This is a genomic window from Candidatus Ulvibacter alkanivorans (genome assembly GCF_003333325.1).
In the GTDB taxonomy this organism is placed as follows: domain Bacteria; phylum Bacteroidota; class Bacteroidia; order Flavobacteriales; family Flavobacteriaceae; genus Ulvibacter_A; species Ulvibacter_A alkanivorans.
On the sequence record NZ_QOLC01000098.1, the window covers coordinates 17191 to 41786 of the forward strand.

The following is a 24596-nucleotide window of genomic DNA, read 5'->3' on the forward strand; positions in this document are numbered from 1 at the left end:
CAATTATGAAAAAAACAATAGTACTAGGTGCGATTACCGCACTACTTTTTACCCAATGTGGTACCGATAGCGACCCATACCTAATTACAGATTCAAGTATTGGACCGCTCACCAAAAAAGTTCAAATGAAACAGATCGACTCCATCTATGCAGAAGATTCAATCGTAAAATTGAATCCGATCGAAAATGCACTTGGCACTCAAGGTGAAGTGGAGATCTATGAAAAAGGAGGAAACAAACTGTTGCTTTTATCTCCAGAGGATGAAAGTGATCCCAATGCACTAATTACTAATATTCAAGTTTTTGATGAACGTTATAAAACTGAAAAAGGGTTGCATTTAGGCAGTACCTTTAAAGATGTAAAAGCGAATTATACAATAGACGGTGTTGAATCCACGATCAACTCTATTGTAGTGTTCTTAAAAGACAGCAACATCTACCTAACCATATCTAAAAAAGAATTGCCCGAAAACCTAAGATACGACCCGAGCGCAACAATTGAAGCCACTCAAATTCCCGATGATGCCACATTCAAGTATTTTATGATTGGTTGGGATCAAGAGCTAGAGTAATCTTATTCTCACATATTAATACATTGTAGATCCCGCCATAGTGCGGGATTTATAATTTTATCAAAAAACTGTATCAAGGTTTTGTTAAGTGTCTCAGGATATTGAACCCTATCATTTAATTTTAGGGTACTAACAACACTAAAAACCAGTATTATGATAAAGATCTTAGGGTTTATTTTAACGATTGGAGGCGCCATCGCCTTAATTATGGGCGTATTAGGAGCCTTTGGTAGTTTTGAAATAGGATTAAGCCCATGGGCTTTAATAATTTTAGGGGTTGTGTTCTTTTTTGCAGGAATCGGCCTTCTAAAATACCGCAAAGACACAGATACAGCCGAATCTGACGGCTAAATTAAACACAAAAATTACTATTATGCCAGATCCAAGAATAAAAAATGAATCGCAATACGAAGCTCTTAGAGACAAAGGATATAGCAAAGAGAAGGCAGCTAGAATCGCCAATACTCCAGATTCCGGCAAAAAAGGAGGGACAGCTCCACCTTATGAAGAGTGGACCAAAGAGGAACTATACGAACAAGCAAAAAATGTTGGTATAGACGGTCGTTCTAGCATGAATAAGGATGAGCTTATTTCTGCACTGCGATCCAACTAATGATTCAAAGAAAAGCTATCATGCGAACAACCGTTAATTTTTTAATTAGCGGAATAGTAGTATCTTAATTTTCCAAACCAACCAAAATGAAAATACTAACAGTGTTCGTGTTAGCTTCCAGCTTGTTGTGCGCACAAGAGTATGTAAAATATGAACCTAATACCGAGCATCCCTTCGGAACGTTAAATCCGAAAGCACCAAAACAAGTAGCCGATTTTGCCCCCTTAATTGGGGTTTGTGATTGCATCTCTACAGCACGAAAGCCCGATCAAACTTGGGGAGAACCTCAAAAAATGACATGGACCTTCAAGTATATCATGAACGGTCATGCGGTTCAGGATGAAACACTAAAAGAAGATGGAAGCCATTCTGGAAGCATTAGACAGTTTAATGCCGATAGCAGTAAATGGTATGTTCACTATTACTCCAACACCGGGAATACGCCTTCCCTTCCTACTTGGGAAGGAACAAAACGCGGTGACAGCATTGTCCTTTATCGAGAACAAAAAGCGCCTAATGGCACCGATGGATACTACCGACTCACTTTCAACGACATTAGCGAGAACGGCTTCAATTGGATCGGGGAATGGGTTGATCTAGGAGAGGGCTTCAGTTACCCCACTTGGAAAATAAATTGTACCAAGCGCACATCAGATTCAGATAAAATGGAGATTATGAAAAAAGCAACGGCTTTTTCCGAAGCATATCTTCGGAAAGATGCCAATGCTATTGCAAGCTTCTACACGAGCGACGCTAAAATCTTTCCAAACAACACTGACATTATTACCGGAACCGCCGCAATTGAAGCACGATGGACCCTACCTGAACACACGACACCCATCGCTCATACGTTTACCGCCAAAGAAATTACAATTATTGATAATTATGCCTATGACTATGGCTATTACGAAGGCAGTAACCGATCTACAGGTGAGGAGAAATCATTTAAAGGAAAATACGTTGTTATTTGGAAAAAGGTGGATGGCGATTGGAAAATATATCTCGACATTTGGAACTCATTATAAAACACAAATTATGAAAAATATACTCCTGCTTACACTTACCATTCTTCTTTGCTTTGGATGTAAAGACACCAAGTCCTCCCAAGAGACCGATAACCAATTGGTTGCTGCTAGCGATACCACAGATTGTGTAGATACGGTAGCATTTGGAGACACCACATTTTGTTTACCAAAAATAGAAGGTATGACCCAAGGCTATGACGATCCTATTATAAAGGCCAAAGCCGATGAATTTGATGATCCTCAAAATACTATACTTGCCTATTATGTGCCAACCGCCGTTTTTAAACAACGGGATAGTCTCGCATTTATCACCTACGATAATTATTACAAGGTCTACACTTCTAATATGGCTAAAAATTACGAGATGAAACCCGTCGAGGTACAAGAGGTAATGCGTGGTATGACCGGAGGTATGATGAACAGCACCGTAGCCGAAGTAAATGAAGATTTCAAAAACTCGAACAAACCGCTCGAAATTGGACAGCCCACATTGGTAGAAAAATACGAAGGGTACAATAACAGTAGTACAGCCATCGTCCTTATGGGTCTAACAACAGATACGGTGGATAAGGTTATGGCAATCGCAATGAACGTATTACTTGTAAAGGACCGTCTAGTCTTTATGGCACACTACTTAGACTATAACGGCCAAGCATCGATCGAACAGTTAAAAGAAAACAACAGTAACTTCCTAAAAGAATTCTATAAAGTTAACAGCTAAAATTATATGGAAAACAAATATCCTTTTCACCTCGCTATTCCTGTCCACGATCTTGAAAAATGTCGTGATTTTTATCGTGATATCATTGGTTGTTCGGAAGGTCGCAGTAGCGACCACTGGGTCGATTTCGATCTTTTTGGACATCAATTGGTTATACACCTATCGGAAAATGGTGCTACTTCCGCAAAAGCAGACGCCAACCCGGTAGATGGAAAACAAGTACCAATTCCTCATTTCGGAGTCGTTTTAGACATGGATACTTTTACAAAATTTTCAGAAAAATTAAAAAAGCAAAACGTTACCTTTATCATCGAACCTTACATTCGGTTTAAAGGACTCCCTGGCGAACAAGCCACCATGTTCTTTAAAGACCCGTCTGGAAATGCATTAGAGTTTAAGGCTTTTGCCGACCGAAATCAATTATTCGCTACCTAATTTTATGAAGACCATCCCACCCAAAATAATCCGGCAAATGTTCGTGTTGCTACTCATCCTTTTAATGGGAACATTGATCTTTAGAGAAATGCTTCCGTACTTATCGGGTGTGCTTGGCGCTATCACTATTTACGTATTGATGCGAAAGTGGATGGTGAAATTGGTAAAGCGAGGTTGGAATCCTGATCTGGCTGCGGCACTGCTAATGCTGGCCTCCTTTATTGGAATACTGGTGCCAGTCACAGGAATTGTGCTTATGCTAGGCAATAAGATAGGAGCTGCGGTTCAAAATTCAGAAAAAGTAGTGAAAGCAACCAAAGATCAGTTGGGACAGATCGAGAGTGAGATAGGCTACGATCTTACATCACAAATAGATGCAGGAGCAGTTTCTAGTTGGTTGTCAAGCAATTTGCAAAGCTTTGCCGGAGGCACCTTTAATATGTTTATTGCAATTGGACTTATGTACTTTATGTTGTACTATATGTTTACCAATAGAAGAGAATTACGAGAATCACTGCAGGACTATATACCCATAGACAAAGATAATCTAAAAATTATAGGCGACGAATCGCAAGCAATGGTTCGGTCAAATGCGTTGGGAATTCCATTAGTAGCCTTGGCGCAAGGTATCATCGCTCTTATCGGTTTCTTTATTTTTGGAATTAAAGACCCCTTCTTTTGGTTCGTCATTGTTACCATTGGGTCGATGATCCCTTTTGTGGGAACCCTCGTGGGGATCTTACCCGTTTTTATATTAACGCTTTCTGCCGGCAATACATTTCAAGCATGGGGAATACTATTGTACGGATTTGTAGTTGTTGGCTCCACCGATAATATTATACGACTCTACGTATTAAAGAAACTCGACAATGTACATCCACTTATCACCCTTATAGGTGTGATCGTTGGTGTACCGCTGTTTGGGTTTATCGGATTGATTTTTGGGCCCTTACTAATTAGTCTCTTCTTAATCGTTTTACGCATTTATCGCAAGGAATACGGCAAAGAGAACAACAAGGTGTAAGGATGTTCACTAAGTTCAACAGGACCAACTACCCTCCTACCGAGAAACCAATGATGGTTTGGGATGGCGAATGTGGGTTTTGCAAATATTGGGTAACACGTTGGAAAATGTACACTGGCGATCGCATTACCTACAAGACCTATCAAGAAGTTGCGTCCCAATTCAAGGACATTCCATTAAAAGAATTTAAAAAGGCTTCGCGACTAATTGAACCGAACGGCAGCGTCTATAGCGGTCCCGATTCGGCCTATCGCAGTTTTGCCTATTCCGAAGAAAAACATTGGCCTTGGCACGATTGGTACGAACGATTTCCCGTGTTTACCAAGTTAAGCGATCACAGTTATAACTTTATTGCCAAACATCGCTCCTTCTTCTATAAACTCACTGTTTTTTGCTTCGGAAAGGATCCAAAAAATAGTCGACCCTATTGGTTGTACTACGTATTGCTCATTTTAGCAATACTTTGTGTGCTATGGATTGTTTTATAACAAAACTTTAAAATAATTTCTGAAGCGCTATTCCTATCTTTAAGCATCTAAAAATCTAACGCATGTTCGGAAAAAAGAAAAACAAACTTCACTTTAACCCAGGAAACCGAGATACCGGTGTCTCCGAATCGTATGCTTCCGAAGAAGTAGACAAAATAGATGAGGCCGATGTAGAAGTGGTTCTTAATAGTGAAGAAGACATCGATAAGAAATTTAGCGGCAGCAACAGTCTTTCAAAATATGTTCAGCTAGGTAAGATCATGATGCAAATGTTAAAGGACACCAAAAAAGGCAACTACAAACAAGTACCATGGTTTACCATCGCCACTATTGTAATGGCCTTCTTATATATTTTAAATCCAATGGACATTGTTCCCGATTTTATTCCGGGCATTGGGTATATAGACGATATTGCGATCCTAACGATTGGCGTTGGTTGGATAGAAAGCGATTTGCACCGCTATTTAGATTGGAAGGTCGAACAAGGTCAAGGTATTTAAGAGTAACACCTAATACTATTATGCCCTGCGTTGTTCGCGCGCGAGCAAGGTATTTTTTAGGAGCATAGCAATGGTCATTGGTCCAACACCTCCCGGTACAGGAGTAATGAAACTAGCTTTCTTACTAACATTTTCAAAATCTACATCTCCGGTAATCACATATCCTTTTGGATGATCTTCGTCTGTAACACGCGTAATTCCTACGTCTATGATCACAGCATCATCTTTTACCATTTCAGCTTTTAAGAAATTTGGGACACCCAGGGCCGAAATCACAATATCGGCTTGAGAGGTGATTTGTGTTATGTTCTTAGTATTGCTGTGAGTCAAGGTTACAGTACTATTACCCGGCCATCCCTTACGACTCATCAATATGCTCATAGGTCGTCCAACGATATGGCTTCTACCAATGACCACGGTGTGTTTTCCTTTGGTATCCACATCGTATCGCTCTAATAATTCCAAGATCCCGAAAGGCGTAGCAGGAATAAAGGTGGTCATATCTAAAGCCATCTTTCCGAAGTTTTCGGGATGAAAACCATCCACATCTTTACTTGGGTCTACGGCCATTAATACTTTTTGCGTATTTATTTGTGGGGGTAAGGGCAATTGTACGATAAATCCGTCGATATCGTCATTGGCATTTAATTCTTTGATCTTATGGAGTAGCTCAACTTCACTCGTCGTATGAGGCAAGCGCACCATAGTAGACTCGAACCCCACACGTTCACAGGCACGAACCTTGCTCCCTACATAGGTTAGGCTCGCTCCGTCATCACCCACAATTACTGCAGCCAAATGTGGAACTTTCTCGCCACGATCTCTCATTTTATCGACTTCCGCCTTGATCTCATTCTTAATATCGTTGCTTACTTTTTTACCGTCGAGAATTGTCATGTGGCTAGGTTTGTCGATTTGTGCTATTCGTTTATTCTTGGTTTGTTGTTTTTTCTTCGGAATGATTAACGCATCTTATTCATCATTTGCATCATCTTACGACCACCGCCACCTTGCATCATCTTCATCATCTTGCTCATTTGATTGAACTGTTTTAGCAACTGATTTACCTCTTGTACCGAAGTACCGCTTCCTTTGGCGATACGCTTCTTTCTGCTTCCGTTAATAACAGAGGGTTCTGATCGTTCTTGAGGCGTCATACTATGGATAATCGCTTCAATCCCTTTAAAGGCATCATCGTCAATATCAACTCCTTTTAGCGCTTTTCCGGCACCAGGGATCATTCCGACGAGATCCTTCATGCTACCCATCTTCTTAACTTGCTGGATCTGTTTTATAAAATCGTCGAACCCAAATTGGTTCTTTGCTATTTTCTTCTGAAGCTTTCGCGCCTCCTCTTCATCAAATTGTTCTTGCGCACGCTCTACTAAGGAAACCACATCCCCCATCCCAAGGATACGATCTGCCATACGAGCTGGGTGGAACACATCGATGGCGTCCATCTTCTCCCCTGTACCAATAAATTTAATGGGCTTATCTACAACACTTTTAATCGATATCGCCGCTCCACCACGAGTATCTCCATCTAATTTGGTCAGCACAACGCCTTCAAAATTAAGTCGGTCGTTAAACGCTTTTGCTGTATTCACCGCATCTTGACCCGTCATCGAATCCACGACGAATAAGGTTTCATGAGGCTCTATTGCCGAGTGCACATTCGATATCTCGGTCATCATTTCTTCATCGACCGCAAGGCGTCCCGCTGTATCGACGATCACCACATTATGACCATTTTCATTTGCATAAGCAATAGCATTGGTTGCGATCTCGACAGGATTCATATTCCCTTCTTCGCTATACACCTCAACATTGATCTGGTCACCAACAACATGCAACTGATTGATCGCTGCCGGACGATATACATCACACGCAACCAATAAAGGCTTTTTCGATTTTTTACTTTTTAGGAAGTTCGCAAGTTTTCCGGAGAAGGTGGTCTTACCACTACCCTGTAGACCAGCCATTAAAATGACCGTTGGAGCACCACTTAAATTAATACCGGCAGTCTCACCTCCCATAAGCTCGGTCAATTCATCCTTGACCAATTTTACCATAAGCTGTCCAGGCTGAAGCGTGGTCAATACATCTTGACCTAAGGCTTTTTCTTTTACCGTATTGGTAAACTCTTTGGCAATTTTAAAATTAACATCGGCATCTAAAAGTGCACGGCGCACTTCTTTTAACGTTTCTGCTACGTTTACTTCTGTTATACTACCATGCCCCTTAAGAACATGTAACGCTTTGTCTAATTTATCGCTTAAATTATCGAACATATGCTTACTACAGTTTTTTAGAATTCAGGCGTTCACGCCCAAAGCGCAAAGATACTAATTGAAGAGGGAGTAACAAAGAAGAATTTAGTGTTGAAACAACTAATAACTTTCAGAAAAAAACCTGTGAAATATCTTGTCCCAAAGCACACTTATTTTCATGATGTTTATTCACATAGATCGACTTGATCAAAACTTACTTTTATGAAAAACTTACCATTCTTTAACAAAGGCTTAAGCCGCAGTATAGGCTAAATACCGAAGTATAGCAGTACCTTTAAAAGAAAAATTAAAAATACAAGATCTATGAAAGAACAATCCCTGCTGACCCCTTATACACTTGGTGAAATCGAATTACCAAATCGCGTTATCATGGCCCCAATGACAAGAAGTCGAGCCACGAATGCTGAAAAATCGCCTACCGCCGACATGCATGCAATATACTACAAACAACGTGCTTCAGCCGGGCTCATCATTACTGAAGGATCGCAGGTATCGCCACGGGGTGTCGGGTATATTCATACGCCGGGAATACATAGCGAAGCTCAAGTGAACGGCTGGAAAAAAGTGACCGAGGCAGTGCATGAGGCCGGTGGACGAATATTTATACAACTTTGGCATGTTGGACGTATGTCTCATCCTTATTTTCACGACGGAGACAAGCCGATAGGACCTTCGGCCATCAATCCGAATGCTGAATCGTTCACACCGGAAGGCATGAAAGATACTGTTACGCCAAAGGAAATGACGCAGAAAGAAATTGACGAAACCATTGCCGAATTTGCTCGCGGAGCACGAAATGCTGTTAAGGCAGGTTTTGACGGTGTTGAGATTCACGCAAGTAACGGCTATTTGTTTCACCAATTCTTCAATAGAACGTCAAACCAACGAACCGATAAATACGGCGGGTCTATTGAAAACAGAGGCCGATTTTTATTTGAAGTACTCGACGCAATGAAAAAGGAAATTCCGACGAATAGAATCGGAATTCGCATGAACCCTTCGCTACATGGTATCTTCGGAATGACCCTCGATGACGAGACCATCCCTACCTTCGATTACATAATCGAAAAGTTAAACACCTACGACCTCGCCTACCTACATCTAAGCGAACCGTTTAACGATGTGAATGATGTTCCTCATGCCGAAACAGAGATCGCAAAACGCTATCGCCCTATCTATAAAGGCACCTTGATGATAAACAGCGGATTTGATCAAGAAAAAGGAAATGCGGTCATCAACAGAGGAGATGCCGATCTTGTTGCCTTCGGAAAACTCTTTATATCAAACCCGGATCTAGTAGAGCGGTTTAAGACAGACGCCCCTATTAGTGCTTGGGATAAGGATACTTTTTACACACAAGGCAAAGAAGGGTATTTAGATTACGAACCAAAGGCTAGTGAAGCATCCGTTCCACAAGCCTAAAAAATTAAAAACTATGAAAACAAAAGAAAAAGAAATAACTACGATAAATCCGACCACCGGCGAACCTATTGAAACCTATGCCTATATGACGCAAGAAGAAGCCAATACAGCGGTACGAAATTGTCATAAAGCTTTTTTAGAATGGCGACACAAGTCGTTAAAAGATAGAGGAGAACGTATTCAAGCAGTGGGAAATGCCTTAAAAGCGAACAAAGAAGAATTGGTACAGCTTATGACCAAAGAAATGGGAAAGCTGTTAAAACAGAGTGAACAAGAGGTTGACCTATGTGCGGGTATTTGTGATTACACAGCTCAAACAGGTGTTGAAGAATTGATCGATGAAGAACGTGAACTTCCTGACGGCGGAAAAGGTATCATTACCTATTCGCCGATTGGTGTAATTTACGGCATACAACCTTGGAACTTTCCAACCTATCAAGTAGTTCGTTATGCAATTGCCAATTTAATGGCCGGAAACGGAGTTTTATTAAAACATGCCGAAAGTGTAACAGGCTGCGCAAAATTATTAGAAAAGATCTTTAAGGAAGCTGGGCTGCCAGAACACTTGTTCACAGTACTCATTATTAGTCATGATCAATCGGATGCAATAATCGAGCACGAGTTAGTTCGCGGAGTTACTCTTACCGGAAGTCCCGATGCAGGACGCATCATAGGTAAAAAAGCTGGAGAAAATTTAAAGAAAGCGGTATTAGAACTGGGAAGTAATGATGCCTATATCGTATTAGAAGATGCGAATATCGACAAGGCTGTAAAACAGTGCGTAACAGGACGAGTCTATAATAACGGTGAAACCTGTGTAGCCGCCAAACGCTTTATTGTGGTAGACAAGGTATTCAACGAGTTTAAGGAAGCATTTGTAAAACGGATGCAAGGCGTTACCTACGGGGATCCCACCGACCCAAATACTCGTTTGGGCCCAATGGCGCGCGAAGACCTTCGGAAAGACCTGCATGAACAAGTAACTAAAAGCGTGGAAAAAGGTGCTACTATCTTATGCGGAGGTGAAATTCCGGATGGGAAAGGTTTCTTTTATCCGGCAACCGTACTAGCCGATGTGACCCCCGGACAACCTGCCTATGACGATGAGTTGTTTGGACCGGTAGCTTCTTTGATACGTGCTAAGGACAGTGAGGATGCGATGCGAATTGCTAATGACAGCAGGTATGGTCTTGGCGGGGGTATCTTTAGTGAAGACACCGATAAAGCCTTCGAACTGGCTCAAAAGTACTTTGACACAGGGATGGTTTTTATAAATTCATTCGGACTGGCGCAACCCAATATGCCGTTTGGAGGGGTTAAGAATTCAGGCTACGGTCGAGAGCACGGCGGTTTCGGAATTAAAGAATTCGTAAACGTAAAAGCTGTTATGGCGTTAAACGGTTAGTGTAAGTCTAAGGATTTAAAAAAAAGCTACCTGGATGAAGGTGGCTTTTTTAGTTTAAAAGACAGGTCAACTCTTTATTTCCTTAAAATGTTTTAATACCTTAGTAACGCTTAAATGTTCACTAACATGGCCAAACATCGCATCTTCACAACCTCTTTTGCAAGTGTCTATCCTTATTATGTTCAGAAAGCGGAAAAAAAAGGAAAGACCAAAGCGGAAGTGGACACGATAATTTTTTGGCTTACGGGCTACGACCAACAGTCTTTTCAGAAACAATTAGACACTAAAGTAGACTTTGAAACCTTTTTTGCAGAAGCACCACAATTAAATCCGAACGTCACTAAGATCACAGGAGTTATTTGTGGCCATCGTGTGGAAGAGATCGAAGATGAGCTCATGCAAAAGATCCGATACCTCGACAAGCTGGTTGATGAACTTGCAAGAGGTAAGGCCATGGAAAAAATTCTACGCTCGTAACAATTTCCTAATCGACTGTTTTACTTTTTAGAGCGCAAACATTTTCTTGCTGTTTTGTAAAATTCACGGGAGTTTATGTAACCCATTGATATTCATTTGCATGCGCACAGATGCGTCTTAACATATTTTTTTTACGAACATTCCTACAAGCAATCTAATTTTTAACTATATTTGATATACCCTATTGATTTCCAATCACCTACTATGTGCATGCGTTTCCTGTAAAACCGGTACGGGGGAATACCGGTCCATTAAAAACATAGTTGGGGTGAAAACAAAATTACTAATCCTTTTTTTATCGGTTTTTTTCTTCGGAAGCAGTTTCGGGCAAGCAATACATTCGTCAGATTGTGACTTGCGTGAAATGAACAAGGCTTGGATAAAAAAATACAAGAAAGCAGCAACCATGGATGATCAATTGGTGCAGATCAAGGATAAGATCCATGAAGATTCAAAATTTTTGTCGAACGCAGAAGCATCTATAACTCCCGGAACAAGCACCGATCGCAAGTTGTGCGGTTGTCCTATACAATTCGGCTTGATCTATTCTAAGACCAAATGGTTGGTGTTAGATCTAAATGAAAATCCGGATGTGGAACTGCTTATCGAGGCATTAAATGTTGACAACGTAGATCGCATTACGCTCTATGAATATGAAGAGAACAAACGAAACACCTTCGAGCAGGAGGCCTGTTCACGTATCACTATTTACACGAGCGATAAAGAAATTCGGAAAATGATCCGAAAATTATGAGATTTGAGGGCATCTACTAAAATAGAACTTTATGATTGCTATACATCCTTACTTGACCTTTAACGGCAATTGTGAAACTGCCTTTAATTTTTATAAAAGCGTCTTTGGTGGCGAATTTGAAACCTTGAGTAGGTTTGGTGAGATGCCACAAAGTGCAGACTTCAACATGTCAGACTCCGATAAACAAAAAATAATGCACGTAAGCCTACCCATTAAAAAAGGGTATACACTTATGGGTAGCGATACGAGTGAGCATTACGGAAAAGCAGTTTTCGGCACAAATGTAACTTTAAGCATTACTGCGGAAAGTAAGGCAGAAGCAGATAAACTCTATGCTCAATTAAGCGAGGAGGGAAAAGCAACTATGCCTATGGAGAACACTTTTTGGGAATCTTACTTCGGAATGTGTACCGATCGTTTTGGAGTTCAGTGGATGGTAAGTGCAGATCCTTCGTAGTATTACGCTTGTCTGTATTGACAAACAAATTAATTGTATTTGCGGCAAGCTTTCAGAAAAAAACAAACTACTTAACAACTAGAAACAAGGACAACGAATTCTCGTTTTAGTTGCTTGTGCAAAAGCAACTTATAATTTCAAATTGTACATGTCTCTATATTGAAGTGATCGCATAACATACAATTCACTAAAAGAGACTGTTCAGGTTTCTTAAACCTTTAGGAAAGAAATAGTATATTACTCGAAATTTTATTTAGATACTATTTACTATGATTAAAAAGTTCACGCTACTTGTGTTATTAAGTAGTTTTTTAGGCGTTCATGCCCAGTCCTGGGATTTTGAAAAACCCGATTACAAAAAGATCGAAAAGAATATCAAAAAAGAGAGTTCAGATTTCTACTATTCCGATCTTATGGATCGATTTACTGCGGCTGACACGACTTTGACCATGGAACAGCGCCGGCATTTGTATTATGGCTATACATTTCAGCCCGAATACGACCCATACGGTCGCTCTGGTTATGAAGACAGTCTTCGTCCCATGTGGAGCAAGGACAGTTTAAACGAAAGTGATTATCGCACTATATTGAAATTCTCTGACTCCCTATTAAAACAAGATCCATTTTCGCTTGAAGCTATGAATATGCAGCTCTTCGCCAACGACATGTTGAACAACAATGCTGCAGTTACTAATTTGAGCCAAAAAGCAGGAATGATAGTGGAAACATTAATGAGTAGCGGTAATGGAGTGAGTAAAGAAACAGCATTTTATGTCATAAACACATCTCATGAATATCAATTATTGAATGTATTTGGTTTTCAGTTTGGTGGCGAGCAAAGTCTTATAGAACATTACGACCGACTCACACTTGCTGAGAATGAGCAAGGGGTAGAAGCACTATATTTTGATGTAACCCCCTGTCTAAATCACCTTAACCAGATGTTCGATGAGTAATGATCACCTTCATTTATTCGTTATCTTCACACTTAAACTTAAAAACATGAAATACCTTTTTACCCTTGCATTTTTAATAGGATGTACTACCCTATTCGGCCAATCTGATAAAGAGTTAGTAGAGGCCACCGTAGACAAAAATAACATTAAAGGTCATATTTACTTTTTAGCAGACGACCTTTTAAAAGGACGAGAAACCGGCACCCAAGAGAATAAGATCGCAGCCTCCTATTTGGCCAATACACTTCGCAGTTATGGTGTACAACCAAATCCGGAAACAGGCACCTATTATCAAAGATTTGACCTTCAGAAAGTATCACCGGCAAAGCAATTTTCACTTTCCGTAAATGGGACTTCTTATAAGAAAAAAGTTGCATTAGAAGGACAACGCATCACTTACAAAGGCGAGGCAGTATTCCTTGGTTATGGCCTTGAGGACGATTACAATGGAAAAGAGGTAGCCAAAAAACTAATTATTATAAAAGCAGGCGGACCGGACACAAAAGACGCACAAGCGGCGTATGCATTACGTGAGCAGAAGGCTGCCTTAGCAAAAAAAGCGGGAGCGATCGGGATCGTTGAGCTTCTAAAAGCCGATGCGAATATTTGGAACTTTATCGATCATAATTTTAATGCAGATCGAATTGAAATAGCGTCTAACGAAAAGCAAAAATCTAACGGTTTTACCCATATCTGGGTACATGACGAATATGGAAGTTATGCAAAAGAACTAGAGACGACACGAAGCATCACCGCAGATCTTATGTCGAGTGGTGAAATGAAAACACGCACAAGTTCTCAAAATGTAATTGGAATCGTAGAAGGTACCGATCCAAAATTAAAGAACGAATACATTATATACTCCGCCCATTACGACCACGTTGGCGTAGGACAGCCGGACGCAACGGGTGACACCATCTATAACGGCGCTCGTGACAATGCCGTAGGCGTAACCACCGTTTTAAGTATGGCAGAAAATCTAGCCAAATATCCTACCAAACGTTCGGCACTATTTATACTATTTACTGCGGAAGAAAAAGGCTTACTAGGTAGCAAATACTATGTCGAAAACCCGGTACTTCCCCTAAAGCAGATGGTGTATTGTTTTAACAGCGACAATGCCGGCTACAACGACACCTCTTTGGCAACTATCATAGGGTTACCTCGTACCACGGCCGAGCAGTCTATTAAGAATGCAGCCACTGCCTTCGGACTCACTGCCGTGGATGATCCTGCACCGGAACAAGGACTTTTTGACCGAAGTGATAACGTACATTTCGCAGCCAAAGGAATTCCGGCGCCCACATTTTCGCTTGGTTTTACAGCCTTTAACGGAGATGTGACAAAATATTACCACAGGCCGGGAGATCATGCAGATAGTATTGATTATGACTATATGCTTCAATTTTTTCGCGCCTATGTGTTGGCAGGGAGAACCATAGCCAATAATCCGGAAACACCTACTTGGACCAAAGGAGACAAGTACGAAGCGACCGGTAAAAAATTATATAGTAACTAATCACAAGCGCTACGAATTACCAACTATTCCCTACAGAAAAAACACAAGGAAAGTAACGACTTGCTTTTTACACGATAAGCAAGGAGTTAAACAAACAAAGCCGACTGAGTTATTCTCAGTCGGCTTTTTATTTGGAGCAAAAGTGAATTGCTCTATTACTAACCAATCTAATTAGATAAGGCATTCAAGACAGATCTCTTCCAAGGCAGTTTATTAGTTTTTGTTAGCTATAACCGCTTTAGCGATTTATTTCAACTATGTTGAGCAACTGCAATGAATCCTTGTTGTTGAATGCCCAATACTTTGTTACAATTTTTCGAATGTTAGTGAATCGGTTCCTCCGTTTCCACCACTTATATCTTGCAATTCAACAAGCACATCGGTGAAATTGAGTACATCCCAATCATCTTCGAGTTCATCTAATGGGAAGGCCGTACCAAAGTTCAGGACCAAATTCAGTTCATTATCGTCAATGATCACGCTCCATGTTCCATTGGTCGTACCATTGCTATCAGTTGCCGTGGCAGTACCATCGGAGTTAAAATCGAAAACGAAATCGGTGTAATCTGCCGTCTGGTCGTTACCGTCGTCTACGTAACTTGCCACTTTCCACTCACCGTCTTCCAAGGTATCCATTAGATCCTGAACATCGTTTCCTCCTCCACCGTTGCATCCTGTAACGGGTTGTCTTCCGAAGTTCAACAAATGAGTTCCACCATTACCGCCACTAATATCTCGTAGGTTAAAATGCTGCGTATCAAACTCAAGTACATCCCAATCGTCGTTCAGATCTTCAAAAGGATCATCTTGTCCGGAAAACTCGTAACTCAATACTAGTTTTAATTGATTGTCATCTATAATTGCGCTCCACGTTCCATTAACCGTATCTGTATTGCTAACTGCCGTAGTGCTTCCGTCTGCATTGAAATTAAATTCATAGGCTGCATAATCGCAGGTTTCGTCATCACCGTCGTCGTTAGATACATTTACATACCATGCACCGTCTGTGATCGTTTGGCTAAATTGATCTACGTCATTGTTTCCGCCACCCGTAGTTGGTGTACGTTCGAAGGTAAGTAGGTCTGTGGTGCCATCACCACTTATATCTTGCAATCGAATGATCTCATCGGTGGCTTCTAGGATTTCCCAATCTTCGTCCAATTCATCGAAAGGGTCTGTTTCACCAAAGAATAGTACAAGGTCCGGTGTATCGTCATCGTTTATACTCCAATTTCCGGATACCGTGTTGGAGCCATTGGTTGCTTGGGCCGTTTGATCGGTATTAAAAGTAAATTCGTAGCCTCCAAAATTGTCGGTTTCTTCTACGTCATCAAAATAATAAGTAACATACCAAACACCCGTCGTAAGATCGGTCTCGAGTTGTTGTGTATCTATGGTATTACTAGTTTCATCTTCGGTACAGCTAGTGATGATATTTTGCAATTCTGAATTATCTGTCACTTCCACAGTTGTACCGTCGTTTAATATAATCGACACAGGGAACTGTAGTGAAATGGACTGGTTGTCACCAAGTCCTGATAGGAATTGAAACAAATCCGAATCACTTATAATAGTTTCGGTACCGGTTTGGTCTCCGTTCTCATCGTAGATTAGTATAGTGATTGGATAATCGAAGCCTGCACAGTCTATCGCATTTTCATTTTCTGAAGTGTCCTGTGACACACTTACTAATAGATTGTACAACTGCGATCCTGTTGCTATGGTTTCAACAGTTTGATCTTGATCGGTAAAATCATCTTCATTTCTAGTGCAAGATGAAAGCACTATCGCGACACTTAATAGGAAGCAATATATAATGCTTTTTGTTAGTTTGGTTTTCATTTTCATATTTTTTGGGTTTGTATGTATAAAACAATCCAGATGTAAAAAACCCTACCTTGCCAGCGACTTTATTTAAGAAAAAGTTTCCGAAGAAAAAAGTCCGATATATAGGATACATCGGACTTACAACTAAAGATAAAATAAGGGAGTTACATTTTATTGATGCGCTATAATTGCGTAATTTCCCATGTGCCGCTTCTTGCAATTGCTGCAAATAATATTTGCATTCGTGTTGTTGGGTTGGGGATTAAGATTATCCACGCTAGTACACGCAGCAAAAAGCAACACACAGGTCATCAACAAAACAACATCATACTCTTTTTCATAGGTATGTTCTTTAGTTTTTCTTTATAATTAGGGTGTCTTCAATATTACCATTACTATCGCGAATGATAAAAGTGACCGAAGTATCGTTAAACTGTAGCACCTTATAGGCATCATCATCTGCTCCGTTTAGCGGACTATCCATGTCGAACTCGAAATTGAGTTCTTCTCCTACTACGGTAACGATCCAAATTCCCGTGACCGTCTCGCTACCATTTGTCGCACTCACTGTTTCATTTGTATTGAACGTAAAATCAAATCCGTTAAAATCGGAAGTTTCATCATCGCCATCATCTAAAAAGGTATCTACGTACCAAGTTCCCGCTTCCATAACTGTACGCAATTCTTGTGGATCTGGCGTTGAACCACCGCCCGTTGGTTCACGTTCAAAAGTTAAAAAGTCATCGTTGTCTCGTAGCCTAATTATACTATCATTCGATTCTAACACATCCCAATCGTCATTTAGGTCTCCCAATGGATTTCCACTACCTGAACTGTCGAAATTAAGCACCAAGGCTAAATTACCATTGTCGTTCTCCACGCTCCAAAAACCATCGATGCTGTTGTTCCCATTTTCTGCGATCGCTGTTCCATTAGCAAAGTAGGTAAACTCAAAACCTTCGTAATTTGAAGTTTCATCGTCGCCGCTATCATCAAACAGTGTTACAAACCACGTACCGGTGGTTAGATCTTGAATAAATTCGTTTACTTCTTCATTAGAACCGTCGTTATTTGGAGTGCGTTCAAAAGTTAGGAAATCGGTGCTGCCATCGCCGCTTAGATCACGAAGTTGGAATATTTCATCGGTTGCTTCCAAGATCTCCCAGTCTTCATCCAGTTCATCGAAAGGAGCATTGTTTCCGAAGAACAGTGTTAATTCTACGGGTGTTTCCGAAGTAAACATCCACGAACCGTTCACCGTGTTCGTATCGGATGAGGCCTGAGCTGTGTTATTTGCAGCAAAACTAAATTCATACCCTTGAAATGCATCGGTTTGGTCGGTATCGTCAAAATAATATGTGATATACCAAACACCTGTGGTTAGGTCATCTTCAAGTTGTGTGGTATCGATTGGATCATCGTCGTCTTCACAATTTGCTTCGGAAAGAACGGTAAGCAATTCGGCATTGGTTGTTACTTGAACCGACTGCTCGTTAACCAGCACTGTAATTGGAAAATCGACAGCAATAAAATCGTCATCGTCTAAATTGTTTAAAAAATCGTACAATTGTGGCTGACTATTAATCGTTACCGTACCCGTTTGTTCTTGCGCCTGATTGTAGGTGAAAAAAGTAATGGGGTAAACAAAATCGACACACGCAATGGCTTCATCAAAATCGGTTTCGCAATTCGCGATGACCGTATCCAGTTCGGTTTGAGAATTTATTTCGACCTGAGAGAAATCGGCCAATATAACGGTAATTGGAAATTGTATTTCTAAGGTATCGGTATCATTTGGAAATTGATCGAAAATCGCTTCGACTTGCTCGATATCATCTTCATCCTGAATGAGCACCTCTTGGCCGTTCGCAAAAACGGTGATTGGAAGCACCACGGTGACACAATCGCTGCCATCTATAATATTGTCTAATTCCCCTGCTTGTAAGGCACTACGCACCAACAGGTCGCCCAAGACAGAATTTGCAGTGATCGTTTCATCATCTGTTTCGTCTATAAACTCTTCTTCTTCCTTTTGGCAACCAGCGAGTAGCACCATAAAAAAGAGCAGTAATAAAGTGATTAAGTGTCTATTTTGTTTCATTGTAGTGGCTATTTGAAGCCTTGGTCACTAATAAAACAGTTATAATTAAAAATCCCCTACCTAAATTGATAAAAAGTTTTTCGTTTATATTTGGACCCTGACCATTGCTAATGTATGAAAGAAAAAGAAAACGTTTGCGAAGAACAAATCTTTAATAAAATTTACGACGATCACGGACAATCGTTGTGGCGTTTTATTTTCTTTAAATGTGGAAACGAAGCGCAAGCCGATGATCTGGTTCAAGATGCCTTTATAAAATTATGGCAACATTGTGCTAAGGTAACGGTTCAAAAATCGAAATCGTTTTTGTACACCATTACCAACAATGCATTTTTAAATGAAGTAGCACACAAAAAGGTAGTGTTAAAACATGCCAAACAACAGCCCGACAAATACAACCACCAATCGCCCGAGTTTATTCTGGAAGAAAAGCAATTTCAAGATAAACTTCAGAATGCGATCGCCAATCTCACAGAAGCGCAACGCACTGCATTTTTGCTCAACAGGATTGAAGGAAAAAAATATCGTGAGATCGCAGAATTATTAGATATTTCGGTAAAGGCAGTGGAAAAACGAATGAGTTTAGCATTGGCCTCTCTTCGGAAAGAGATCGATTCAATTTAAAATAAAAGTAGGGTAAACAGCTATAGAACTGTTTTAAGCATGAATAGACCACATCATGGAAAAAAAATACTTACTACATAGTTATTTAAACGGCAAGGCCACCAAAGACGAGATCGCTGCATTGAAAGCAGATCCCGAATACGCCGCCTATGTACGAATTGCAGATACAGCGAAAACATTCGATACACCTGCGTTCAATTTCGAAAAAAACAAGAACAAGATCGAAGCCGGTATTGCCGGTGCAAGCAAGGTGCGCAATTTAAACCCAGTGAGAACATTCCTTAAAGTAGCTGCTGCGATCGCCGTACTAGCTGTTGGGTATTGGTTTATAAGCACCATGGACACTTCCATGAGCACCGGGATTGGAGAAAAAATTTCTGTTTCGCTTCCAGACGCTTCCGAAGTAATTTTAAATGCAAATTCAGAGATCACCTATTCTAAGGGTAATTGGGAGAATGAGCGAAACGTTACGCTCAACGGAGAAGCATTCTTTAAAGTAAATAAGGGAAGTACATTTCAAGTAAGTACCTCGCTGGGCGATGTTCGTGTATTGGGAACTCAATTTAACGTATATTCACGAGATCGTTTTTTTAATGTAAGTTGTTACGAAGGTTTGGTAAGTGTGGCATTTAATGACACTTTGATAAAATTACCGGCCGGCACTAAACTAAAAGTGGAAGAGGGTACGTTAGTTATGTACAATACCACCAGTAATACGGTTCCAAACTGGACCAAGAACGAAAGTTCGTTCGAAAATGCAACCTTACAAACTGTGATTAGCGAGTTGGAACACCAATACCCAATTACAATAAACACACAATTACAAGGAACCAACAAACGATTTACAGGGAGTTTTACCCATTCCGATCTCGAGCTGGCACTCACATCGGTTTGCGACCCACTACAATTAACATATAGTATAAATGAAGGGGAAGTAACAATTTATGCAAAAGGCAGCCCGTAAGCACGCAATTATTGCTGCGTTTCTTTTTTTCACATTTCTTAGTGGACCGGTCTCCTATTGCCAAAATACGACTTTAGAACCTCTCATCGATATTATTAAATTGCTTGAAGACACTTATGGTGTAAGCTTTTCGTATGCTCCTAATGATATCCAGAATGTGCTGGTAGCTACCCCGTCTGACGCCCTGTCTTTAACCGAAGCGATCGCTTACCTCAACAGCACTACGCCCTTTCAATTTACCGCAATAGACACGCGTTATATAACCGTAGTTAAAACCCCTACAGCTAATTTGTACTGCGGAAAGATCATCGATGCCTCCACCGGATTACCAATGGTTGGAGCTACCGTAATTGCCGATACGAACGATTTTGCAACGACTACTAATACTGAAGGTGAGTTCTTTATACCTGAAGCAGCCAGGACCAAAGCCTTCACCGTTACTTTTATTGGGTTTACGCCCCTAACTATCCCGGTGGGGACGCTAACTAAAGAGTGTACTTCCTTGCTCATGCTGCCCACCATCGCTACATTAGACGAGGTGCTAATTACAAGCTATTTTACCAAAGGTATCGATAAGTTGAACGATGGTTCTATCGTCTTAAATAGTTCCGACTTCGGACTTATTCCCGGGCAGGTGGACAACGATATTTTACAAATTGTGCAGGCGTTGCCGGGTGTAGAAAGTGTGGATGAAACTATTTCGAACATAAACATTCGAGGGGGAACACATGCAGAAAACCTTATTCTTTGGGATGATATCAAAATGTACCAAAGCGGTCATTTCTTCGGACTTATTTCCGCATTTAATCCTGATCTAACGCAAAGCGTTTCGATCTATAAAAATGGAACACTACCCAGGTATGGAGAAAGTGTAAGCAGTGTGATCCACATGAAGTCTGATGACACCATTACGCGCGATCTTACCGCAGGAGCTGGTTTTAACTTTATAAATGGAAGCGCTTTTGTACGTATGCCCATCTCTAAGAAGGTAGGGTTGCAAATTAGTGGAAGACGCTCGTTGAACGACCTGTTAGAAACACCTGTTTACGACACCTACTCCTCACGAATTTTTCAAGATACAGAGATCTTTAACAGTTCGAACGATGCCACTATGATCACGGCCGATGAAGATTTTAGATTCTACGATTTTAGCACCAAATTGTTATGGGATGCTTCGGAAAAAGATCGAGTTCGGTTTAACTTTTTAACCATCGACAATCGCTTAGATTTTACCGAAACCATTGCAAACTCGCAGCAATCTGAAACAAGTAGTTTATCACAACGTAGCTTGGTGGGCGGAGTGAACTGGGAACGAAACTGGAATGACTCTTTTAAGAGTTACCTCATGACCTATGGAACGTATTATGCCTTAGATGCGCTCAATCGTGACATTTTTACTACTCAAGAGTTACGTCAAGAGAACGAAGTAATAGAAACCGGAGTAAAAGTAGAAGGCTTGTATGCTATTTCTAAAAAGTTTCAGTTACGGTCGGGATATCATTTTACCGAAACAGGCATTGCCAATACCCAGGATGTGAATTTACCACGCTTTCGAAATTTTGAAAAAGACGTGTTGCGAACCCATTCCGTTTTTGGCCGAACTACTTACACTTCCGAAGAAAAGAACACGATCATTAATGCCGGACTTCGTTTAAACTATTTCACCAAACTTGATCAGGTCTTAGTAGAACCCCGATTGAGCGTGCATCAAAAAATAAGCAACGGACTCGCCATAGAACTTCTGGGAGAATTTAAGAGTCAGACCACCACTCAACGTATCGATTTTGAAAGTGATTTCTTAGGGGTTGAAAAAAGGAGATGGGTTCTAGCTACGGGAGACGAGATACCGGTTTTACAGAGCAAACAAGGTAGTTTTGGAGTTATCTATCAACGTAAAAAGTGGTTTATTGAAACAACGGCCTATTATAAATTTGTGAACGGAATCTCCAGTAGAAATCAGGGATTTCAGAATCAATTTCAGTTTGTAGAAGCGATTGGAAGTTACACCAACTATGGACTCGAATTGGCGGTAAACAAAAAATGGGGGGATTTTAGTTCATGGATCAGTTATACCTATGCACAAAACGATTATGAATTTCCATCTCTTGTTCCCAGTGAATTTCCAAATAACTTAGACATTCGTCATGCAGCATCACTGGCCGGATCGTATACGCTAGACCGGTTTAAGGTGGCCTTGGGTATAAATTGGCATACCGGGAAACCATTTACGCTTCCATTGTCTGACGGACAAAATGCTTCGAATGAACCAGCAGATCCTATCTTGTACGACACCCCAAATAGCAAACGCTTACCCGATTATTTTAGAACCGACCTCTCTGCCGAATATCGTTGGAATGTTTCAGAAAAAATAGACGCCAAGATCAACGTGGCAATTCTAAATATCCTGGATACCGACAACACCTTGAACATTCGGTACGCGCGCTTAGAAAATGAAAACGGTTCTACACGCATCAACCAAATTGAACAAAAATCGCTTGGACTAACGCCCAACGTATCGGTTCAGGTATTGTTCTAATTCGCGCTTTTAATGGTAGGTAAAAATGTTGATTACATACGTTCGGGCACGTCGATACCCAACAATGAAAAGGCCGTTTTAATCACTTCCCCAACTGCGCCCGATAACCGTATACGAAACTGTTTTTCTTCTTCTGTTTCTGCCGCGAAAATTGGCACATTTTGATAGAACGAATTAAATTCCTTTACAAGATCGTAGGTATAATTTGCGATCAATGCCGGGCTGTAGTTTTCGGCAGCCAGCTGTATGGTCTCCGGAAAAAGCTGCAACTGCTTTAACAGCTCCTTCTCCTTTTGATGTAGGTCTACAGCTTTATGTGTCTCAAATGAAACTGAAGTTTCATCGGCCTTACGTAAAATTGATTGAATACGTGCGTAGGTATATTGAATAAATGGACCGGTATTCCCTTGAAAGTCTACACTTTCTTCCGGGTTAAAGAGAATCCTCTTCTTTGGGTCGACCTTAAGTATATAATATTTTAAAGCCCCTAACCCAATGGTGTGGTAGAGTTTTTGTTTTTCTTCTTCGGAAAAGTCGTCGATCTTTCCAAGCTCTTCGGAAATAGCTCCGGCTGTATTCGCCATCTCGCTAATTAGATCGTCGGCATCGACCACTGTACCTTCACGGCTTTTCATTTTACCCGAAGGCAGGTCCACCATTCCATAACTAAGATGATAGAGGTGCTCGGCCCAGGCGTAGCCTAATTTTTTTAAAATCAAGAATAACACTTTAAAGTGATAATCTTGCTCGTTCCCAACGGTATAGATCATTCCCGTTACATCGGGGTGATCCTTTACGCGCTGAATGGCCGTTCCTATATCCTGTGTCATATAGACCGCAGTACCATCACTTCTTAAGACCAGTTTTTCATCCAAGCCTTCATCGGTAAGATCACACCATACAGAACCGTCATCTTTTTTAAAGAACACACCATTGGCGAGCCCTTCTTCAATATTGTCTTTCCCTAGTAAATACGTCTGACTCTCATAGTAATAACTATCAAAATCAACCCCTAAAGAATCGTAGGTAGTTGCGAATCCGTCGTACACCCAACTATTCATTTTGCTCCACAGCGCCACAGTTTCCGGATCTCCGGCTTCCCATTTGCGGAGCATTTCTTGAGCTTCTACTAAGGATGGTGCTGTAGTTTTGGCTTCCTCTTCGGGTGTGCCTTGCGCGATGGCTTGTGCTACTTCTTCTTTATATACTTGATCGAACTTTACATAGTAGTTTCCTACCAGCTTGTCACCTTTTAACCCGGTTGAATCTGGAGTTTCTCCGTTTCCGAAGCGTTTCCAAGCCAACATACTTTTACAGATATGGATCCCTCTATCGTTGATGATCTGAGTTTTGTACACTTTTTTACCGGCGGCTTCCACTATTTGTGAAACACTATGCCCCAGCAAAATGTTTCGAATGTGCCCTAAATGCAGTGGCTTATTCGTGTTGGGAGAGGAAAATTCGACCATAACAGCTCCATCAGCTTGCGAATGCCTTCCGAAGTGAGAAAAATCGGTTACAGAATTAAAGAATGTCAAGTAATACGCATCACTTAACACCAAGTTTAAAAATCCTTTTACTACATTAAAATCGGCTACCGCGTCCACATGTTCTACCAGATAGGCTCCAATGGTTTCACCAATCTGCACCGGATTGCCTTTCACCACTCGCAACATTGGGAAAACCACAACGGTAATATCGCCTTCGAAGTCTTTCCGTGTCGCTTGAAACTCTACCGTTTCTAAGGTGGCATCGAATCGATCCTGTACCGCTTTAATAATTTTTTCTGAAAGCGTTTGCTGCAAATTCATAGTAGTTTACCGGTTTTATACGTATATAATTGCTTCTGAAAAGCGTTGGCAAAGATACGAGAATTTTAAAGTCT

24 protein-coding genes are annotated in these 24596 nt (G+C 40.8%); 19 read left to right on the plus strand and 5 right to left on the minus strand.

The genetic code is table 11. The features are described 5' to 3' along the window. Window positions 1-5: 5 nt before the first annotated feature. The 9 genes from DWA30_RS10740 (at window position 6) to DWA30_RS10780 (ending at window position 5378) form a co-directional block, all read left to right on the plus strand. Window positions 6-572: a hypothetical protein gene (locus tag DWA30_RS10740; RefSeq protein WP_114492545.1), complete on the plus strand. Its 567-nt coding sequence runs from the start codon at window positions 6-8 to the stop codon at window positions 570-572. A 153-nt stretch (window positions 573-725) separates the two neighbouring features. After that, window positions 726-923 carry a hypothetical protein gene (locus DWA30_RS10745; RefSeq protein WP_114492546.1) on the plus strand — a complete coding sequence of 66 codons (198 nt, stop codon included), beginning with the start codon at window positions 726-728 and terminating at the stop codon, window positions 921-923. 22 nt (window positions 924-945) lie between these two features. Beyond that, window positions 946-1185 (plus strand): Rho termination factor N-terminal domain-containing protein, encoded by a 240-nt coding sequence (locus DWA30_RS10750; RefSeq protein WP_114492547.1) that lies wholly within the window; start codon window positions 946-948, stop codon window positions 1183-1185. 86 nt (window positions 1186-1271) lie between these two features. Further along, entirely contained in the window at window positions 1272-2210 is a 939-nt protein-coding gene (locus DWA30_RS10755; RefSeq protein WP_114492548.1) for a YybH family protein, read from the plus strand. 10 nt (window positions 2211-2220) lie between these two features. Further along, entirely contained in the window at window positions 2221-2931 is a 711-nt protein-coding gene (locus tag DWA30_RS10760) for a hypothetical protein (RefSeq protein WP_136073188.1), read from the plus strand. Between the two features lie 6 nt (window positions 2932-2937). Continuing rightward, a complete protein-coding gene (locus DWA30_RS10765; protein ID WP_114492550.1) occupies window positions 2938-3366 on the plus strand; it encodes a VOC family protein in 429 nt (142 codons plus the stop codon). A 4-nt stretch (window positions 3367-3370) separates the two neighbouring features. After that, the gene (locus DWA30_RS10770) at window positions 3371-4390 is read left to right on the plus strand and encodes an AI-2E family transporter (RefSeq protein ID WP_114492551.1); all 1020 of its coding nucleotides are present in this window, start codon (window positions 3371-3373) and stop codon (window positions 4388-4390) included. Window positions 4391-4392: 2 nt separating this feature from the next. Next, on the plus strand, window positions 4393-4878 hold the full coding sequence (locus DWA30_RS10775) for a thiol-disulfide oxidoreductase DCC family protein (RefSeq protein WP_114492552.1): 486 nt from the start codon (window positions 4393-4395) through the stop codon (window positions 4876-4878). A gap of 62 nt (window positions 4879-4940) precedes the next feature. Continuing rightward, window positions 4941-5378 carry a YkvA family protein gene (locus tag DWA30_RS10780; RefSeq protein WP_114492553.1) on the plus strand — a complete coding sequence of 146 codons (438 nt, stop codon included), beginning with the start codon at window positions 4941-4943 and terminating at the stop codon, window positions 5376-5378. An 18-nt stretch (window positions 5379-5396) separates the two neighbouring features. Here the strand turns inward: DWA30_RS10780 and DWA30_RS10785 are convergent, their stop codons facing one another. Continuing rightward, window positions 5397-6275 (minus strand): bifunctional 5,10-methylenetetrahydrofolate dehydrogenase/5,10-methenyltetrahydrofolate cyclohydrolase, encoded by an 879-nt coding sequence (locus DWA30_RS10785; RefSeq protein WP_114492554.1) that lies wholly within the window; start codon window positions 6273-6275, stop codon window positions 5397-5399. 65 nt (window positions 6276-6340) lie between these two features. Beyond that, a complete protein-coding gene (gene ffh / locus DWA30_RS10790; RefSeq protein ID WP_114492555.1) occupies window positions 6341-7669 on the minus strand; it encodes a signal recognition particle protein in 1329 nt (442 codons plus the stop codon). A 303-nt stretch (window positions 7670-7972) separates the two neighbouring features. On the opposite strand from ffh, the gene DWA30_RS10795 reads away from it, so the two are divergent. From DWA30_RS10795 to DWA30_RS10825, 7 genes are all read left to right on the plus strand, one after another. After that, window positions 7973-9091: an alkene reductase gene (locus tag DWA30_RS10795; RefSeq protein WP_114492556.1), complete on the plus strand. Its 1119-nt coding sequence runs from the start codon at window positions 7973-7975 to the stop codon at window positions 9089-9091. A gap of 13 nt (window positions 9092-9104) precedes the next feature. After that, on the plus strand, window positions 9105-10496 hold the full coding sequence (locus DWA30_RS10800; protein WP_114492557.1) for an NAD-dependent succinate-semialdehyde dehydrogenase: 1392 nt from the start codon (window positions 9105-9107) through the stop codon (window positions 10494-10496). Window positions 10497-10622: 126 nt separating this feature from the next. Beyond that, window positions 10623-10973 (plus strand): DUF2200 domain-containing protein, encoded by a 351-nt coding sequence (locus tag DWA30_RS10805; protein WP_114492558.1) that lies wholly within the window; start codon window positions 10623-10625, stop codon window positions 10971-10973. A gap of 268 nt (window positions 10974-11241) precedes the next feature. Next, complete coding sequence (locus DWA30_RS10810) at window positions 11242-11727, plus strand: hypothetical protein (protein ID WP_136073189.1); 486 nt, start codon at window positions 11242-11244, stop codon at window positions 11725-11727. A 31-nt stretch (window positions 11728-11758) separates the two neighbouring features. After that, the gene (locus DWA30_RS10815; RefSeq protein ID WP_114492560.1) at window positions 11759-12184 is read left to right on the plus strand and encodes a VOC family protein; all 426 of its coding nucleotides are present in this window, start codon (window positions 11759-11761) and stop codon (window positions 12182-12184) included. A gap of 269 nt (window positions 12185-12453) precedes the next feature. Further along, window positions 12454-13140, plus strand: coding sequence for a DUF4919 domain-containing protein (locus DWA30_RS10820; protein WP_114492561.1), 687 nt, complete (start codon window positions 12454-12456; stop codon window positions 13138-13140). Window positions 13141-13186: 46 nt separating this feature from the next. Then, window positions 13187-14659, plus strand: a complete 1473-nt coding sequence (locus tag DWA30_RS10825) for a M28 family peptidase (protein ID WP_114492562.1) — start codon at window positions 13187-13189, stop codon at window positions 14657-14659. 306 nt (window positions 14660-14965) lie between these two features. On the opposite strand, the gene DWA30_RS10830 is transcribed toward DWA30_RS10825, so the two are convergent. Both DWA30_RS10830 and DWA30_RS10835 read right to left on the minus strand, forming a co-directional pair. Next, a complete protein-coding gene (locus tag DWA30_RS10830) occupies window positions 14966-16501 on the minus strand; it encodes a hypothetical protein (RefSeq protein WP_114492563.1) in 1536 nt (511 codons plus the stop codon). A 337-nt stretch (window positions 16502-16838) separates the two neighbouring features. Beyond that, the gene (locus DWA30_RS10835) at window positions 16839-18587 is read right to left on the minus strand and encodes a hypothetical protein (RefSeq protein ID WP_114492564.1); all 1749 of its coding nucleotides are present in this window, start codon (window positions 18585-18587) and stop codon (window positions 16839-16841) included. Window positions 18588-18701: 114 nt separating this feature from the next. On the opposite strand from DWA30_RS10835, the gene DWA30_RS10840 reads away from it, so the two are divergent. From DWA30_RS10840 to DWA30_RS10850, 3 genes are read left to right on the plus strand one after another with little or no spacing between them, the layout of a single operon-like run. Further along, the gene (locus DWA30_RS10840; protein WP_114492565.1) at window positions 18702-19211 is read left to right on the plus strand and encodes an RNA polymerase sigma factor; all 510 of its coding nucleotides are present in this window, start codon (window positions 18702-18704) and stop codon (window positions 19209-19211) included. A 55-nt stretch (window positions 19212-19266) separates the two neighbouring features. Next, window positions 19267-20175 carry a FecR family protein gene (locus DWA30_RS10845; RefSeq protein WP_114492566.1) on the plus strand — a complete coding sequence of 303 codons (909 nt, stop codon included), beginning with the start codon at window positions 19267-19269 and terminating at the stop codon, window positions 20173-20175. After that, a complete protein-coding gene (locus tag DWA30_RS10850; RefSeq protein WP_114492567.1) occupies window positions 20156-22711 on the plus strand; it encodes a TonB-dependent receptor domain-containing protein in 2556 nt (851 codons plus the stop codon). The genes DWA30_RS10845 and DWA30_RS10850 overlap by 20 nt, the downstream gene beginning before the upstream one ends. Window positions 22712-22743: 32 nt before the next feature. On the opposite strand, the gene argS is transcribed toward DWA30_RS10850, so the two are convergent. Then, complete coding sequence (gene argS, locus DWA30_RS10855) at window positions 22744-24522, minus strand: arginine--tRNA ligase (RefSeq protein WP_114492568.1); 1779 nt, start codon at window positions 24520-24522, stop codon at window positions 22744-22746. Window positions 24523-24596 lie beyond the last annotated feature (74 nt).